Source organism: Alcaligenes faecalis (assembly GCF_002443155.1).
GTDB classification, from domain to species: domain Bacteria; phylum Pseudomonadota; class Gammaproteobacteria; order Burkholderiales; family Burkholderiaceae_B; genus Alcaligenes; species Alcaligenes faecalis.
Map to the genome: position 1 here is coordinate 3435336 of NZ_CP023667.1, position 16526 is coordinate 3451861.

The 16526-nt window shown below is 59.5% G+C and carries 15 protein-coding genes; 2 read left to right on the forward strand and 13 right to left on the reverse strand.

Annotated features, from left to right (window positions below; all coding sequences use genetic code 11):
* Position 1: 1 nt before the first annotated feature.
* Genes tssM through tssJ form a run of 4 tightly spaced genes read right to left on the reverse strand, consistent with a single transcriptional unit; the run spans position 2 to position 6719 of the window.
* Positions 2-3601, reverse strand: a complete 3600-nt coding sequence (gene tssM / locus CPY64_RS15960; protein ID WP_042485807.1) for a type VI secretion system membrane subunit TssM — start codon at positions 3599-3601, stop codon at positions 2-4.
* The gene (locus CPY64_RS15965; protein WP_042485803.1) at positions 3598-4854 is read right to left on the reverse strand and encodes a DotU family type VI secretion system protein; all 1257 of its coding nucleotides are present in this window, start codon (positions 4852-4854) and stop codon (positions 3598-3600) included. The genes tssM and CPY64_RS15965 overlap by 4 nt, the downstream gene beginning before the upstream one ends.
* A 14-nt stretch (positions 4855-4868) precedes the next feature.
* Positions 4869-6191: a type VI secretion system baseplate subunit TssK gene (tssK, locus tag CPY64_RS15970; RefSeq protein ID WP_042485801.1), complete on the reverse strand. Its 1323-nt coding sequence runs from the start codon at positions 6189-6191 to the stop codon at positions 4869-4871.
* Between the two features lie 24 nt (positions 6192-6215).
* Positions 6216-6719 (reverse strand): type VI secretion system lipoprotein TssJ, encoded by a 504-nt coding sequence (gene tssJ / locus CPY64_RS15975; RefSeq protein WP_223253981.1) that lies wholly within the window; start codon positions 6717-6719, stop codon positions 6216-6218.
* Between the two features lie 186 nt (positions 6720-6905).
* Here tssJ and CPY64_RS15980 point away from each other — a divergent pair, with 186 nt between their 5' ends.
* A complete protein-coding gene (locus tag CPY64_RS15980) occupies positions 6906-7295 on the forward strand; it encodes a TssQ family T6SS-associated lipoprotein (protein WP_042485795.1) in 390 nt (129 codons plus the stop codon).
* Positions 7292-7882 carry an FHA domain-containing protein gene (locus CPY64_RS15985; RefSeq protein WP_042485791.1) on the forward strand — a complete coding sequence of 197 codons (591 nt, stop codon included), beginning with the start codon at positions 7292-7294 and terminating at the stop codon, positions 7880-7882. The genes CPY64_RS15980 and CPY64_RS15985 overlap by 4 nt, the downstream gene beginning before the upstream one ends.
* Before the next feature lie 3 nt (positions 7883-7885).
* Here CPY64_RS15985 and tssG read toward each other — a convergent pair whose 3' ends face one another.
* The 9 genes from tssG to CPY64_RS16030 all read right to left on the reverse strand — a co-directional run bounded on the left by tssG (position 7886) and on the right by CPY64_RS16030 (position 16519).
* The gene (tssG, locus tag CPY64_RS15990; RefSeq protein ID WP_052362953.1) at positions 7886-8929 is read right to left on the reverse strand and encodes a type VI secretion system baseplate subunit TssG; all 1044 of its coding nucleotides are present in this window, start codon (positions 8927-8929) and stop codon (positions 7886-7888) included.
* Positions 8926-10812 carry a type VI secretion system baseplate subunit TssF gene (tssF, locus tag CPY64_RS15995; RefSeq protein ID WP_042485788.1) on the reverse strand — a complete coding sequence of 629 codons (1887 nt, stop codon included), beginning with the start codon at positions 10810-10812 and terminating at the stop codon, positions 8926-8928. Before tssF ends, tssG begins: the two co-directional genes overlap by 4 nt.
* A complete protein-coding gene (tssE, locus tag CPY64_RS16000) occupies positions 10809-11351 on the reverse strand; it encodes a type VI secretion system baseplate subunit TssE (RefSeq protein WP_042485785.1) in 543 nt (180 codons plus the stop codon). The genes tssF and tssE overlap by 4 nt, the downstream gene beginning before the upstream one ends.
* A gap of 29 nt (positions 11352-11380) precedes the next feature.
* Positions 11381-11863 (reverse strand): Hcp family type VI secretion system effector, encoded by a 483-nt coding sequence (locus CPY64_RS16005; protein ID WP_035270090.1) that lies wholly within the window; start codon positions 11861-11863, stop codon positions 11381-11383.
* 50 nt (positions 11864-11913) lie between these two features.
* Positions 11914-13407, reverse strand: coding sequence for a type VI secretion system contractile sheath large subunit (tssC, locus tag CPY64_RS16010; protein WP_009455530.1), 1494 nt, complete (start codon positions 13405-13407; stop codon positions 11914-11916).
* Between the two features lie 12 nt (positions 13408-13419).
* Positions 13420-13977: a type VI secretion system contractile sheath small subunit gene (gene tssB / locus CPY64_RS16015; protein ID WP_086061191.1), complete on the reverse strand. Its 558-nt coding sequence runs from the start codon at positions 13975-13977 to the stop codon at positions 13420-13422.
* 27 nt (positions 13978-14004) lie between these two features.
* Positions 14005-15075 (reverse strand): type VI secretion system protein TssA, encoded by a 1071-nt coding sequence (gene tssA / locus CPY64_RS16020; protein WP_052362952.1) that lies wholly within the window; start codon positions 15073-15075, stop codon positions 14005-14007.
* 185 nt (positions 15076-15260) lie between these two features.
* The gene (locus CPY64_RS16025; protein ID WP_042485780.1) at positions 15261-15713 is read right to left on the reverse strand and encodes a DUF7832 domain-containing protein; all 453 of its coding nucleotides are present in this window, start codon (positions 15711-15713) and stop codon (positions 15261-15263) included.
* Positions 15710-16519, reverse strand: a complete 810-nt coding sequence (locus CPY64_RS16030; protein WP_042485776.1) for a PAAR-like domain-containing protein — start codon at positions 16517-16519, stop codon at positions 15710-15712. The genes CPY64_RS16025 and CPY64_RS16030 overlap by 4 nt, the downstream gene beginning before the upstream one ends.
* Positions 16520-16526 lie beyond the last annotated feature (7 nt).

The window sequence follows — 16526 nt, forward strand, 5'->3', positions numbered from 1 at the left end:
CTCAGTGGCTCCCCGGGCAGCTAAAGCCTCTCATCTCCGCCAAACGCCACGGATTTTTGGAGCTATTGGCCACCACATCCACCACAAACTGGCGACCTCCCAAGGCAAAGGACAAGCGCTGGGCCCCGGCAGACGCGCCCGATACAGGCTGTGCCTTGTCCAGCAAGCGCAGCAGCGCCCAGGCACCGGTCGCCCTCATCCCCGAGCCTTCGGACTGTGGCTGTGCCTCCAGACTGACCTGACGGCCCCCCCGCGGCCCCGGCCACTGTACCCCCATGGCAACCTGCGGGCCATGGGCATAACGCAGCACCTGGCCATCCACATCCAGCAGCACTTGCGACAGTTCTGCATCCAGCTGAACAGGCGTGAACGCCATATCGATACGCGGTTGATTACTGCCTGCCGGGAAGAACACATCCCGAATCACAGCCGCACGCTGAAACGCATCCAGATAACGGAAGTTGGCCGCCGCCTGTCCGTCTATGCCCGGCTTGAAGCGCCAGCGTCCACCCGACATATCCACCTGATGCATCAGGTGCTCTTGGAAGAAGGCATCCATCAAGCCACCCGGCGCAAACATGCGGGCAAAATCGTTAGGGGCCACATCCTGATTGGACTGAGCGGCGAAGGGATAGCGCCCTGCAATCGCACTACGACAAAACTGGCCAATGGTGGCATTCACCAGCTGCCCCAGGCTGGCTTGAGTCCGCGACGCAATCTCGGCAGAAGCCCCCACTGAGAACTGATCCAGCGCATCACGCAAGGGGCCGGGCAGTCGGCCTGCCTCTGCTTGCAGCTTTGTCAGCACATTGGACTGTGGAGGAGTGCCCGCGCTACGCAAAGCCGCATCCGAGGAAGTCAAAAAGGCATAGAACTCATCCAGCAATTCCAGGGTGCCATCAATAGGCGCGGGTGCCCCGCCACTGCTGGAAGCCAAGCGGTGATAAGGCTCAAAGTGTTGATCCACAATCGCCTCTACCTGCTTGGCCTGAGGCTCATTACGACGGCTGCCCTCCAAACCGACCGGGCCGAACATCTGCTCCAGCGCCTGCCGGGTATCGTCCAACCGCACTTTGGCTTGCGCTCCCAAGGACGCACCCTGCTGCGCATCCTCTCGCAACAAACGGGTTTGCAAGGCCACCTGCTGGACCAACTGCTTCAGGGGCGAATCGGCCATGGACAAGGTCCGCGCCAACTGAATGTTTTCCAGCAAGCTGCCGCCTTGCAGCAAGCGCAAGTCAGCCAGATACTCATCCCAGACCCGTACATAATCCAGCAGATACAGGCGGCGCAATTCCTGGCTGGCCGCACGACGCGCCGCCTCAGACTGACCGGCACCCGTATCCAGCCCCAGAATCCAGCGATCGTCCTCACGCATCTGCTGCAACTCGCTGTCGATGCGTGGCTCAACCACGGTCCAGTAACCCTCGTAGGTGTACAGACCCTCTACCCCTTCAGTCAGCGGTTTACCGCTTTCACGCTTGAACACAGAGGCCGCGTACGGCCCAGCCATGCCTGCAACAGACATGGACATCAATCCAGGTGTGGCCGCCAGAATGCGGCGCATGCGGCTGTATGTGCGTTGCTCCAGGCTGATACGCGCCAGACGCTCCCGGCTTTGTTCAATCAGGGCTTCATTGCGCGGGAAGGGATTGAGCAGCAAGCCCGCCTGTGTCACGGCACGAACATGGCTTTCCAGCCTGTCGTATTGCGACTGGGTAAATCCTGCCGGCAAGTCCTGCTTCAAACTGCCCAGCAGCCAGGTCTGCAAATGGGCAGCGTCATAGCGTCGCGTGTCGTACAGCATCAGATAGGCGCGCAGCGCCTCGTAGCCGTATTCCAGATCCTGCGCCTGCTCACTGCGCAACACGGTTTCGATACGACGCGCCAGCAAGGGGGCCAGCAGTTTTTCTAAGGCGCGTTGATAGACGGTATCGGCAGCGGCCTTCATCTTGTCGCCCTGATACAGGCCCATGCGCCGCTCCAGACCGGGCGCATCCAAGGGAAACTGATCGCTTTGCGGTAGCAGCGACAACATATCCAGCAAAGGCAGCAAGCCGACTGCCGGAGTGGTATCCAGCACCTGTGTCTGATCCGCCTGTTGCTGAGCCTGGGGGACACGTCCTTCAACCTGCTCCACATAGCTGCGGTTCAACAGGAAACTGCGACTCCAGGCCAGCCCCAGTAGCAGCACGCCCACCGCCACCAGACCGTAGACCAGAAAATGGCGCAAACGTACTCGACGCTCCCAACGCTCGTCCCGGCCTGCCACCCCAGCTTCCTGAAAAATCAGCTCTTTTAGCAGCTGCGTCAGAAAATAGCTGCGGCCCTGACCGGCCACCGGCTGCGCTTGATCCGCCTGTACATCTACTTCCAGATACTCGCGCATGGATTCCCGCACCTGATCCAGGCGCACGCCCCCTTGCCGACCACTGGTGAAGTACACGCCACGCAGCAACAACGGAGCCTCAAAGCGGGACTGGCTAAACACCTGCTCCAGAAACTCCTCCAGCACCGGCCCCAGACGAGCAAACTGTTGAGGCAGCAGATAGGCCTCGGCACGCACGCTTTCATTGGGCTGCTCGGCCATCACGGCCGCCAGGCCACGTTCCAGACGTTGATGCAAGGCTTCGTACTCGCGCCCATAGGTGTGCGACAAGGAGAATCCCGCTTCGCGCGAGCTTTCATAGGGCAAGGTGAAGCCCCAGACTTGCTCCAGCTCCTGACGATCACAATGGTCGAAATACTCCTGAAATCCCTGGAGCAAATCCATTTTGGTTACCAGCACATAGATAGGAAACTGAATCCCCAAACGCTCACGCAATTCGGCCAAACGCTGGCGCAAGACCTGCGCATGATCATGACGTTGCGCGGCCGTGCTGGACAATAAATCCGGCACACTGATGGTCAACAAGGTGCCATTAATCGGCTGCCTACGACGATAGCGTTTGAGCAAGCCCAGAAAACCACGCCATTCCTGTTCATCGCCTACCGGATCACTTTCATGTGTGGTGTAGCGGCCTGCCGTATCCAGCAAGACGGCTTCGTCGGTAAACCACCAATCGCAATTGCGCGTTCCACCCACGCCTCGCAACGACGTTTTTCCGTAGCGCTCCGACAAGGGAAACTGCAAGCCGGAATTGACCAGCGCCGTGGTTTTGCCCGCTCCGGGTGCGCCGATAAAGACATACCAGGGCAATTGATACACGTACTGACGCGACAGCAAGGAGCGCAGGCGGCCGCCCATATGCGAACCAAAGCGAATCCGCTTGAGCAGTTCGATGGCCTCATCAAACTGGCTTTGCAAAGGATGAGGCGTAGCCGTATTGCCCGGTGCTGCCGTCTTCTGTGCCGGGCGGCTTAATTGCCCCAGCAATTGCGCGTTCAAGCGGCCTTCCCGCCAACTGCGCCACAACAGGCGCAACAACCAGAACACCACCACAACCGCCATCGCAATCCAGCGCGACAGCTCGGTTTCCAGTGGCCGGGTTTGACCAATCGCCAACAAGGGTCCCAGCAACCAGATCAGCACCAGCAGGATCAGCACACCCACAAAGGTCCAGACGCTGCGGCTGAAGACCAGACTCAAAAGACGTGTCATTGCCCGGCCTCCTTGCTCAAGGGCACAATCGTGATCTCCACCCGACGGTTCTGTGCCCGACCTTGAGCAGTGCCGTTATCAGCCACTGGCGCGGCATCGGCCCGACCTTGGGCGCGTACACGTTCCGGTTGACTCAAGCGCTCCTGCAAGACGGCTTTAACCGAATCGGCACGTGCCTGCGAGAGATGGAAATTGGAAGGAAAGCGCACACTGCGTATGGGGACGTTATCGGTATAGCCATCCACCAGTACCAAGCCCGGTGCAGCTTCAACGGCATCCGCAATACGAGCAATGACAGGGAGTAGCGGCGCACGGACCTGGTCGGCTCCTGAGTCGAACAGACCGTCGCCTCGCAAGATAATGACGCTGCGATCGGCCTGATCTCGCACGGTCAGCAGACCCTCGGCCACTTCGGGGGCCAACAGCTCTGCCAAGGCCAAGGGTGCCTGCGGTGCGACGCCACTGGACGGCGGCTGGCCCTGTGTCTGCAAGGCCGGCAGGCGCAAAGCCACGATGTCCTCGAAAGCCCGATCAGACTGCCGGTTCAGCAACAGACTGGCACCCAGATACATCAACAAGCACAGCAGCAAGGCCACGCACACAGCCACCCAGATAGGCACAGGCAAAGGCTTGCCGACTTTCTGCGCCGGATTGTCGCGCCAGTGCGGGGACAGAGCGGCGGGCACCGTCTGCCCATACTGGCGCAAGCTCATGTACAGACGTTGACGCACAGTTTCCAGCTGGCTGGCACCCTGCTCATGCACGCGATAGCGGCCTTGAAACCCCAAAGCCAGGCAGAAATACATCAGCTCCAGCAACTGCAAATGCGCCGCCGGACTTTGCATCAATTTATCCAGAAGCTGAAAGAACTTCTCCCCGCCCCAGGTCTCGTTGTGAAAGGTGACCAGCAAAGTGTGCGAGGACCAGACTCCAGCCTGCCCCCAAGGGGTGAGCGCAGCCGCCTCATCCAAGGTCGTACACAAGCAGTAGCGCGCCGCCAAAATGGTTTCATTGGCCACGGGCACGGCCTGGGCGCGCAATTCAAATTGACGGATTTCAGCCACCAGCTTGGCACGCAGACCCGCCGGGTCTGCATGTCGGGCACTGCGGCGTATATCGGACACCATCACCAGCAAAGGGTTGGCGGCCTCCAGCAAGGGATTGGCCCCTTGCGCAACAAAACGCGGCGCATCCGCCCGCGATCGGCGCTCGTCCGGGACCGGGCCGTTATTCCAGGAAACTGTCTCGTTCATAGCCATGCTCCGGGTCAGCGGCGTATTGCCCAAAACTCAAGTTGCAGGCCGGGAAAGTCTCCGGCCAAATGCAGGGCCAATGCACCGTTCTGCTCCAGCTGACGCCACAGCTCGCCGCCTTTTTCCAGCTCGAAGTAGGTGAAGCCGGCGTGATACGGCAAGGCGCGTGGCGCGACAGACAAGGGCTGCAAACCGATACCCGGCAATTGCAGATGAACCAGATCGCGGATGCGCTCTACCGGCCCCAATTTCACCTGTGCCGCAAAATGCTGCCGCACGGTTTGGGCGGGCAAATCGGCCTGTACGGCCAGCACAAAACCCGCCTGACGCAAGAGTGCGCGGTCCGCAATCTGGGCCAGCCGTACACCCTGCCCCTTGTCCTCCAAAGCAATCGACACGGCCTGCTGTTCCAGGACCACAGACAAGGCGCGGCGCAACTCCAGCACCAGCGGCAAAAAGGACTGGGCCAGATCGTCATGCTGATAGGAGGGCCAGACCAGCGGCTGACGTCCGTCCTGGGTGTAGGTGGCCAAGGCGCCATGCAGCTCCATCCAGGTCTGATACAGCTCGCCAGGATGTACGTGTACGCGCTGCTCCATGGCCCACAAGGCAGCCCGGTAGCGATTGACCAGCTCCAGCATCATGAAGTCGGCCACATCACCCTGCCCGCGCCCTCCCGGCCCCAGGCGTTCTGCCAAAGCTTGTGCACGGGCCTGCAATAAAGCCTGCACATCCGCGCTTAAAACACTGAGGCGTGCATGAGCCTGAATGGACAGGATGGGGGGAATGAAATCCGGGTCCAACACCAGCGAGCGGTCAGGCCTGCGCTCCAGAATGCGAGCCACGGGCATGGCAATGCTGTCTTCATACACCTCGGATTCGGGCAGCAAAACTGGCTGCAAACGCCCTAGTTGCGACAGGCAAGGTTCAGGCGACAAACCACTGCTGTCATACAAATCCTGTTCGCTGACCACATAGCGCGAACGACGCGAGCTGTGCCCCTCAAACTGAATCTCTGCCCGACCAGCCTGACGACGGGGCAGCACCAGCATCAGGCGCTCGGGACGCACCACTTCGGGGGCTGTCCAGGACACAACCTGCATCGCACCCGGCCGACAATCAAAGGGCGTGCCATCCGGCAGCAGGCCACACGCTTCGCGCAAGGCGACACTGCCCATGCTCAGGGCCTGCTCGTCCAGACTCAAGGTTTCAAAGCCCCAGCAAAATGGCTGCGCAGCCCGCCGTCCGGCGTGGGCATAGTGCTCCAGATAGCGCTCCATCTGCTGAAAATGCTGGGGTCGTAAAAACAGCCCTTCGGTCCAAATGACTTTATCCATTGAGATAATCCGTTCTACGCCCTTTCAATCAACAACATGAATGGCGTTTTTGCGTAATTGCAGGCTGACCTGGACGGCATCCGGGGCCGACTGCCAGAACTTGTAGATATTGGTGGTGCGCGACTCGGGCAGCGGCAACAGAACGCGCCACACGCTGGCATCCAGCTCGCGATACCCCACGACCACGCCCACAGCGGTGGCCTGCAAATCGCCTGGCCGCTTGAAGGTATGGGCTTGGCCGGGGCGCAGCACGATCTGCTCCACATTGAGCAGATCCGCCTGCAAGGCTTGTTGCGGGTCGGACTGCAGGGCAAAGAAGTCCCTGGATTCAAAGGTGCTGCCCGAGCGCAGCTCGAACACAAACACCTGTACCGGGGAAGGCCGACCCGTGGCATCCGGGTTGAGCTGTTCATCAGCAGTCAGAACAATCTCGTAGGGCACGGCCATGCGACTGGAGGTGGACGCGCATGAGGCCAGCAAACCCAGCATCAGCAGCGAACACACACGAAGCAATCGGCAAGCGGTCACGATGTCTCCTTGAATGGCAATGCGCCCCATCTAAAAGCATGAATGCGACAACTTTGTTAAGGACACGGGGTGTTTCGGTGCTTACCCTTGCGCAACAACTCTTACAAAACCCTCCGCGTCATGTCATGTGGCTGTCTTTTTCCTTTCCTAGTCTTGAGGGCAAGTACAACTTTTCTTTTTCCTGCCATGTATTTACCTGCCCGCCTGATCATTCCGGCCCTGGCCGTTTTACTGACAGCCTGCGCCCAAACCCAGAACAAGCCGGTGGCTGTTTTCAGCCCGGCTGCCGAAGCTGAACTGGAGCAAATACGCTCTGCCTTCAATGAAGGCGACTACAGCACCGTGATCCGGCAAGTGGGCCGCTCCAGCACCCTGCCCGCTGCCGCGCCCAATCAATACAGCGAAGCCTTGAAACTGCAGGCCTTCAGCTTTTGCGTGCGCGAATACACCTTCTTGTGTGAGGAGCGTTTCAAGCAGGCACGGGCGGTAGACCCTGGCTTTACCCTGGCCCAGGCCGAGCGCGGTCACCCCACCTGGGGGCCGGTTTATGAAAAAGTGGCAGGAGCACAGCCATGAGCACCGCTGTAGATTGGCGCTTGCAAGCAGAGTCCGGCGGAGCCCCACGCCCTGTTCCTGAACCCGGTCTGGTCTGCGGTTCCTGGACTCAGGCTGATCTGGTTTTGCCCGATAACAATCAGACGCCGCCCGTGCTGTCTTACCTGCGTCGTCAGCAAGATGTGCTGACAATTCAACGAGCTAGCGCAGACGGTCAAGTTGCCGTGAATGGCATCGAGTTGGCACTGGCACAGGTCAAGACTTTGCAGAACGGAGATCGTCTGACTTTGGGGGAAATGCACTACCGGGTGGAATCGGGAGTCAGCCCTGTCACACAGGATGAAACGCCTTTGGCAACTGCGCCGGCAGCCGATCCTTTTGCGGATCTGCATGTTCCCGGCATGGTCCCGGTGGGTGGTCCCATGCCTGATCCTTCGGACAAGCATCCCTTTGATACAACAGCTAAACCGGCCAGCTCGCCCAGCACCGACAGCACCATTCCGGCAGCCAGTTGGCAGCCCGACTTGGGGCGCGCACCGGAGTGGGTCAGCACCTTGTCCGACAAGGAAAACGAGTTCGATCTTTTGCAGGGAATGCGTCAGGCCTAGGCCTTAGCTGCGCGGATCTTGCCAATCTGGGCGGCTGTCCAGAAACAGGCACAGATCCGCTCTGTCCTGCGTGCCGGGCTGGCCCAGCCAGGTTTCCTGACCCAAACCCAAGCCTGTCCCCAAGCCCAGATCAGGCTGCTCGTTGGCTTGCAGCACCAGTTGCAACTGAACCGACCACTCCAGCCCCAGATACAGCGCCAGGCAATAGCGCAATTGCCGCCAGGCCGGACGACCCGGCAAGAAGCGCCCATAGTCCTGCCGACTCAAGGGGCCAATCCGTATCCGTATGGTTTGCTGCACGTCCAGAATACGTGCACCCAGCACAGTGCTTTTCCCAAGCCCCGAACAGCTGCGGCCCAGACAGACCTGGGTTTGATCATCCAGCGGCACCCACACTGGCACGTTCTGCTGAATATTCACGGGCAATTGAAAATAGCTGGCCAGAAGCGCTTGCAAGGCCGGTGCACTGCGGGTTTGAGACGCCAGCGCCGGTGCCTGGAAATGCACGGCATGGTCGCTCATGGGAGCCGATTCGCTCTGTCTCCCCACGCCGGCCAGACTGGCCAGCCAGCGCGTAAAACCGTCCTGATCATGCTCCAGATCACAGACCGCCTGCGCTTGTGCCCAGGCTCTGAAAAACAACAAAAACAGACGGTGATGAAACTGGTCCAGAAAGGCTACGCCAGCACGGTCTCCAAAGTTGCGGCTACGTTGGAAAAAGTACTCAGTCATGTGCAGGGGCAAAGGGCCATTCGGCCCCCACAAGCCAAAGCCCTGCACATCCAGATGCAGCTGTTCATCCTCCCAACGAGCGGTTTGCACGCTGGAGGCGGCAAAAGCCAAACTAGGCGGCTGGCCTACCCGCACTTCTTCCTGACGAGGCGTAGGCGCGGTTCCCAAACGGGGCTGACCTTGGGCGGCCTGCAAGGCATCAATGGCCCGCAAGACCCGGAACAAATCATGACCAAAAGGCCATTGCTGAATAATCCGGCCCAGTTCTTCCAAAGAAGCTTGTGGCTTTAACTGCTCCTGCTCGGCCCGGTTCACAGCACTGCCCGCGTACCTGCTTGCGGTCCCCAGGCACCTAGCTCCACCCCTGTCTCGGAAAGAAACTGGGTAGACACAAAACTGTTCAGGCTGACATGGCGAGCCAGATAACGACTGAGCACGGCAGCCAGCACAAAAGGGCGACCGCCGGGGAAACCGCTTTGGTCCAGCGTGACCTCAAAATGCACGCCACGCGCCATCACCAAGGGGCCTGGCCCCGGCATGGCCCGCTGCACAGGCCGCGCCTGCACGGACGCAATGGACGCCAATTGACGCAAGGCACCGGCATCAGAGCTGTCCACATGCGGAGCCAACAAGGTACGCCAGCGACCGGCGGCCTGCGTAGGGTCTGACTGGGCCACCCCCAGTTGGGCCAGACTCATCTGCGAGATCAAATCCCAGGCCTGACGACCACCTGTTGATGCCGCTCGCGGACGGGTCAAAGCCCCCAATAAACTGACGCCGGCTACAGGCGCCGAGACTTGCAGGCTGAAGTCAGACTCGGGCGAGCGCGGCAGCAACAAGGGCAAATCCCGGTTGCTGCACCAGGCGGTGACACTAATCTGATTCATGCCGAAAAACTCGGACTGCTCATGCTGATTCACCAATGATAAATACACTTCGCTACCGCCGTAACTGCTGCGGCCACCCCAGCGCTTCTGAGTGTCAGATACCACGCGTGGTTCGCGGCGCAAGGTGTAGTAACTGCCATAGCGCCCTGCATCCTGGGCCGTGCTGGCATACAAGGGACGAAACAGCACATCATCGGAGCCCTGCCGGCTGTGCCCTTGCACCTGCTCCATCAAGCAGACTTCGAAATCCATGGGGCGCGTTCGGTCCATGACCACATGATGATCTGTTGCCTGTGGGCGCAAGGCCATACGTTCACTGCGACGACGAAACAGATTCACGACAGGCGTGCAATACAAACGCACATGGCCGGGGCCTACGCGTGCCGCCAGATCCGGCCAAACCTGTTTAAGCACAATGTGCAGGCTCCAGCGGCGGCTTTTCCGCTCCTGCGCGCGCCCTCTGGCAATAGCGGCTTGCAAACCACGCAGTCGCACAAAGGCAAAGCGCCCCGGCAAGGCGAAATATTCCCGCAGCAATCGATGACCGGAGAACTCGTGGGACACCATGGGCAAGATGGCTTGATCATCTTCCAGGCCATCGTGCGTCAGACAATCAGACGTAGCCAGAAACTGTGGGGCTCCATCTTCCATTTGGATGAACACCCCCAGCGCTTGCCGCAGCAAGGCATCCAGCAACAAGCTGCTGTCAGATTCCGGGCCGTCCAGATGCAGGCTAAGCTCATCCAGGGCCAATTCTTCCAGTGTCAAACCGCCCTGTACCGTGAAGTCCAGTTTCAAAGCTGAACGGGCTTGTGCGGCCTGTCGGCTGCCCAATGCTGCCAAGGGCAGATCAGCCGCCACATCCCCCAAACGGACTTGCGACAAGCTCATAGGCCACAAATCCACCGCATGGCAGGTAGAAAATTCGCAGGCAGTTTGTTCACCCGCCGGAATACGGGAGCGCAAGGCTGTATGGCGCGGGAGGGTAAAGCCTTTGGCCAGAGCACCTTCGCTCATGCTGGGCCGAAACTGCACCAGCCCCATGCTGGGGGTGGGCATCAACCAGGAAGGTTGAATCACATCCAGCAATTGCTGGCTGAGCCGGGGAAATTCCGCGTCCATCTTCATCTGAATACGAGCCGTCAGAAAGCTGAAGCCTTCCAGCAAACGCTCGACATACGGGTCAGCCACCGCCGTATCGTGCACGCCCAGACGGGCTGCCACTTTGGGGTAGGCTTGCGCGAATTCGGCACCCAGCTCGCGCAGGTAAGCCAGTTCGCGGTTGTAGTAATGCAGCAGCTCCGGATTCATCCCGACGCGTAACTCTCTTCAAGGTCCAGTTGCCCGCTTTCCAGATCAATACTGGTACGTAGCAAGAATTCCTGCGGATACGGCTCGCACCAGACATGGCCCTGAATGCGCAGGCTCAAGACGTTATGCAAATCGCGCTGAGCGCTGTGATCCAGACAATGCACCTGCAAGGTATCGGGCAGGATGCGCGGCTCGAAATACAAGATCGCGGTACGTAGTGCTTCTTCCACATCCAGCCATTCCACTTCGCTCATGGTCTTGCCCGCCAGCGGGCTCATGCCATAGTTCAGGCAGGAGCGACGCACATGGGCCAAGGCCTGCATCAAGGGGGTGGCCCCCTGATTGGGCGTGTTGAGCAAATGGCCCAGATCGCGCAGTACCGCCTGACGCATCTGGTACTGACTCATAGGCTGGGGTGGTTCCCAGGTCTGATCGGGCCGCTCGTCGGTCAACCTGTCCAGCAGACAAGGTTGCAAGCGATCCGCCTGACCGCGCATCAGCGCGGCCCCGCGGCGTCCCGGTAAGCGAAAGCGGTCCATAGCGGCCCTGCCTGAAAACCCAAGCCCGATCAGGCTTCTTTGTTTTGCTTGATATCCCAGGCCACCAGCGTTTCAGCACCTTTGCTGCCACGGTCGGACTGTTCCCAGTACTGCTGTTTGACGCGTGCGGCCTGGAAGGAGTAATTGACCATTACGCTTTCCACATCGCGCTCGGCATTGAGCTGAACCGAAGTCACCAGCACTTCTTCCAGGGTGATTTTGGAGTATTCCACCTGCTCGCCACCGGCCTTGCACACCGACAGTTCCACCTTGCCCAGGTGCTTGCCGCTGGCGCAATGCTTCATCACCGCAGGGGCGGCCTTGTCGATGCGAGCGACCACATGCAGGTCGTTGAAATTGGCCTTGCCCTGGCCACCACCGCCTCCCGAGCTCATGCTGCCAGGTTGCGAAGCGCCCCATGAAAAGGACTGGATATCGGTCCAATCCTTGTGGTTGGAATCTTTGGACTCGCCATTGGCGCCTTCAATCTTCATGAACATATCAACAGACACGCTTTTCTCCTTGGAGGTCGAATAAGGCCATCAAAAGGCCAGGGTGGGAATCAGTTCTGCTCGCCTTTCAGTGACGGCAAGCGGGACACCAGGCGCAGAGAAACCGTCAGGCCTTCCAGCTGGTAATGCGGGCGCAAGAAGAACTTGGCGGCGTAATAACCGGGGTTGTCCGGCACTTCCTGTACCGAGACTTCGGCGGCGGCCAGCGGCTTGCGCGCCTTGGTTTCCTGCGAGGAATTGGTCGGGTCGCCGTCCACGTAATTCATGATCCAGCTGTTCAGCCAACGCTCCATATCGTCGCGTTCGCGAAAGGAACCAATCTTGTCGCGCACAATGCATTTCAGGTAATGCGCAAAACGGCAGCAGGCAAACAGATAGGGCAGACGCGCGGCCAGACGGGCATTGGCGGTAGCGTCTGCGTCGTAATACTCCTGGGGCTTCTGCAAGGACTGAGCACCGATAAAGGCCGCAAAATCCGAGTTCTTGCGGTGGACCAAAGGCATGAATCCGTTCTTGGCCAGCTCGGCCTCGCGGCGGTCGCTGATGGCGATTTCCGTAGGGCATTTAATATCCACACCGCCATCGTCCGTGGGGAAAGTATGGCAAGGCAGGTTCTCAACCGCACCGCCCGACTCCACACCACGGATCGCCGTGCACCAGCCAAAATGCTTGAAGGATCGGTTGATGTTGACCGCCATGGCATAGGCCGAGTTGGCCCAGGTGTAGCGGTCGTGGCTGGCTCCGTCGGTGTCTTCCTCGAAGTCGAACTCATCAACGGGGTTGGTACGTGCGCCGTAGGGCAAACGTGCCAGAAAACGCGGCATGGCCAGGCCCAGATAGCGGGCATCATCCGACTCGCGCAGGCTTTGCCAGGCGGCGTACTCGGTATTGGAGAAAATCTTGGTCAGATCACGCGGATTGGCCAGCTCCTGCCAGGATTCCATCTGCATCACGGACGGCGCTGCACCCGCGATAAAGGGGCTATGCGCAGCGGCGCCGATGCGCGCCAGCTCACCCAGCATTTCCACATCCGGTGGACTGTGGTCGAAGTGATAATCTCCCACCAGGCAACCAAAAGGCTCGCCACCAAACTGGCCGTATTCCTGTTCGTAGACTTTCTTGAACAAGGGGCTTTGATCCCAGGCCACGCCTTTGTAGCGCTTCAGGTTACGTGCCAGTTCTTTCTTGGTGGCAGGCATCACACGGATACGCAGCAGTTCGTCCGTCTCCGTATTGCTGACCAGATGGTGCAAGCCGCGCCAGGCCCCTTCCAGGCGCTGAAATTCGGGGTGATGCAGAATGTGATTGATCTGCTCGGTCATCTTCTGATCGATCTGGGCAATCACCGCCTGAATGGTTTGATAGGCGTCGTCGCTCAAGGTCACGGACTGGTCCAAAGCCTGCTCGGCCAGCGTGGTGACGGCGAACTCAACCGCCTGCTGAGCCTGCTCGGTTTTGGGGCGAAACTCCTGCTGCAACAGGCTGGACAGTTCGTCCAGCTGGGCCGTGTCGCGGGTGGCGGTCAATGTCTGGGTGGAAGTCATGGGGTAGGCTCCTTATGCTTTGGGCTCGTTGTCCTGATCGGGCTGGGACTCGTCCATCGTCAGGGCCTGGGGCGGGCGGCCAGCCAGGGCACGCAAGAGTTCGGGCTGCTGGAGCAGACGGGACAGCAGTTCCTCCGCCCCGCTCTTGCCGTCCATATAGGTCAGCAAATTCGCCAGTTGAGTCCGGGCTTCCAGCAAGCGGGCCAAAGGTTCGATCTGACGGGCCAGTTCAGCCGGGGAGAAGCTGTCCATGGAGTCAAAAGATACTTCCACTCCCAGCACGCCATCGCCCTTCAGGCTGTTGGGAACCTGCATGTTCAGCTTGGGTGCGATGGACTTCATGCGGTCATCGAAGTTGTCCACGTCGATTTCCATAAACTTGCGCTCGCCCAGCTCCGGCTGGCTCTCCGTGTTGTGTCCGGCCAGATCAGCCAGCACACCCATCACGAAAGGCAGTTGCACACGATGCTCGGCGCCGTACAGTTCAACGTCGTACTCAATTTGCACACGCGGAGCCCGATTGCGCCCAAGGAATTTCTGGCCGCTGCCAGAATTGGATTTCACAGACATCAGGTCTTCTCCAGTTGATTTATGGAATTAAGAAGCGGCAGAGGCCGCTTCGGATCGAGGCATGAAAACCTGGATCTGATCCCAGGCGCCGGGTGCCAGGTCACGAATCAGCTCGTGAAAACCCATGGGCACCAGTTGCTGGGCACGACGCAGCAGCAAAGGGGCGGGATGGCTGGGTTCGTGCTGCTCGAAATACGCCACCAGCTTGTCCAGCAACAGCACCACCTCTTCGCGGGATGAAACATGCAGGTTTTGCCAGCTCGCCAAGCCCATCACCGGAGCGACCTGATGAGCAGGTTGCGGCGGCACAGGAATAGTGGGGTGGCTTGCCTGCACTGGCTCGGGAGCGGCAGGAGCAGAGAGTGAGGTTGCCGCGTCCAGCACTGCGCAGGCGGCTTCCACGGTGTCCCAGGCCCCATCCAGACGCACGGACCATTCGGCATCCAGATGGTGATGCACCAAAGCCTCCAGCTCCTGGCGGAACTGGCGCAAACGGCTCAAGGCCACTGTCTGACTTTGGCCCGCCGCAAAGGCACGGCGCAGTTCTTCTACCAGTCGATCCCGACCGGGCAGGCCAGTATCTTTCTGACTGCCATCCAGCACGTGGCCGACTTCACGTAAATTCAGCTGACGATGCCCCAGGCTGACTACGGGGGCTTCACGCATCAGGCGGCCCAGACCATCAATGGCCGACAGCCCGGCCAACGCATTGACGCGCGGTAATGGGTCCAGCTCGTCGTCTTCATGCAGACGCGGGTGGACGTGCTCCCAGCCTTGTTGCAAGGCACTTAACAGCCAGTCGCACACCTCCACCAAGGCGGGCAATCCACCTGTCTGCAATCGCGCCTGAGCCAGCACCACCAGCAAGCGAATATCCGCCGAGCGATCCAGCAAGTCCTGCACCAGGCGGACGATGCGCGTCCAGTCCGGAACCTGGGCCGGAATGATGGTTTGGCCAAACTGCTGCTCGCCTTGCACTTGCAGAGCCTGCATCAAGGCCAGAAAGTCGGCTTCATATTCCAGGTTCTCGCCGTAGTGGGCATTTTCGGGAGCCAAAATCCAGGCTGGCTGCCACTGCTCCTGTATTCCTTCGACCATAGCTGTCGTCTCGGATAACTGATCACGGACCCAGTCTAGGAAGCGAAGGTGACACCTTTTTGACGAAAATTTTTCCTTACTTATTTTGCAAAATGGATGTATTTACGCTCTTTTTGAAGCAAATAATGCAAAAGCGCCGCCCACAGGCAGCGCTTTTCAAAAGAAGAAAATAGATCGGTCAGAGGCTAGTCGTCCAGGCCCTGCTCCTGTCGCCAGTGCTGGTAGCGTCGCTCCAGAACCGGCCGCAAGGTTTCGTAGCTGTCCCAATCGTCAGGCACGTGATAAATGGAAGGCAGAACCTCGTCGTCCAGCGTATCCACGTAATCATCCAGATACAGCTCGTCGTAATAAAAATCGCTGAAGGCCTTGCCCAGCTCGGACATATCTTCGCTGACCAGCACATCGTCGCAACACTCTTGCAGCAATTGTGAACCTTTGAGCATGTGATCACGGCACTGGCGAACCTCGTTGGGGTAGCGATCCATGAACGCATTGGCCAGCAGACCTTTTTCCACCAGCCAGGCCAGATACATGCCTATGTGTGTACGACCGCCTTGCGGGCCCAGGTCAGAGGGGTAGTCCCCGCCTACATGCCAGTCCACAGCGTCATATTTAACGGGATCAGTGTGCGTTTTCAATGTCGAACCTCCGTAGGTATGCGTATGTTCTTGGGGAGTGGCTGCTTGGGTGCATTCTTGCCAATCAACTCTGCACCCTTGTTCTCCATCGCCTTGTCCTTGGCCTTCTGGGTTGCGGAGCGGCGCGCTCCCCCGCTCTTGACTTCGACCGCCCGGATTTTGCCCGTGTTCTTGTCCTTGATCAGTATATCGATCACACGGCGGGTCAATGGGGTTTTTGCAGACACCTGCGTGCCCATGACCTCGTGGCCTTCCTGCTTCAGCTCGGCCTCAACCTCACGCTCGCGCTGTGCACCCCGACGCCGGTTGCGTTTCAGCTGTGCCCGCTTGGCTTCGCGTGCCGCTGCCTTGCGTGCCGCATCCGGCCCACTGCCCGACACACCCTTGCCGCCTTTACCGGCGCCGCCCCCGGCACCACCGCCACCTAGCAACAGCACTTTGAACTGGCTGGGCACTACCCGCATGCCCACCGTATTCACCGTGTTCTGCATGCTCAAACTAGTCAGACGGGTCGCCGGGATTCCCTTCCACAGCACATTAGGCACACAGGTAATGGAGCGCGAACGCGACATCACGGTTTGCGAGATCAAGCCCAAAGCCACACCCGGATTGTCACCATTACTGAAGGGTATCGTTGTGAGCAAGTTATGGGCAGGCCCACCCTGCAACAGGATGTTCCAGGCATTGGGAATACCCATCAGGCCCGTCGCAAAATTCGGGTAAGGGATCGGCAACAGAGCCGGTGGTGTCTTGCAGATATCGGGAAAGGCAATGTCCATGCCGCCCCGCTGGCAATTGGCAAACATCAGGGCT

What these genes read in the sequence shown, in the direction of transcription:
- CPY64_RS15965 (WP_042485803.1), bottom strand. Translation starts at nt 4,854, where the DNA reads ATGAACGAGACAGTTTCCTGGAATAACGGCCCGGTCCCGGACGAGCGC.
- CPY64_RS15980 (WP_042485795.1), top strand. Translation starts at nt 6,906, where the DNA reads ATGTATTTACCTGCCCGCCTGATCATTCCGGCCCTGGCCGTTTTACTG.
- tssE (WP_042485785.1), bottom strand. Translation starts at nt 11,351, where the DNA reads ATGGACCGCTTTCGCTTACCGGGACGCCGCGGGGCCGCGCTGATGCGC.
- tssC (WP_009455530.1), bottom strand. Translation starts at nt 13,407, where the DNA reads ATGACTTCCACCCAGACATTGACCGCCACCCGCGACACGGCCCAGCTG.
- tssF (WP_042485788.1), bottom strand. Translation starts at nt 10,812, where the DNA reads ATGAATCCGGAGCTGCTGCATTACTACAACCGCGAACTGGCTTACCTG.
- tssM (WP_042485807.1), bottom strand. Translation starts at nt 3,601, where the DNA reads ATGACACGTCTTTTGAGTCTGGTCTTCAGCCGCAGCGTCTGGACCTTT.
- CPY64_RS15985 (WP_042485791.1), top strand. Translation starts at nt 7,292, where the DNA reads ATGAGCACCGCTGTAGATTGGCGCTTGCAAGCAGAGTCCGGCGGAGCC.
- tssK (WP_042485801.1), bottom strand. Translation starts at nt 6,191, where the DNA reads ATGGATAAAGTCATTTGGACCGAAGGGCTGTTTTTACGACCCCAGCAT.
- CPY64_RS16030 (WP_042485776.1), bottom strand. Translation starts at nt 16,519, where the DNA reads ATGTTTGCCAATTGCCAGCGGGGCGGCATGGACATTGCCTTTCCCGAT.
- tssA (WP_052362952.1), bottom strand. Translation starts at nt 15,075, where the DNA reads ATGGTCGAAGGAATACAGGAGCAGTGGCAGCCAGCCTGGATTTTGGCT.
- tssB (WP_086061191.1), bottom strand. Translation starts at nt 13,977, where the DNA reads ATGTCTGTGAAATCCAATTCTGGCAGCGGCCAGAAATTCCTTGGGCGC.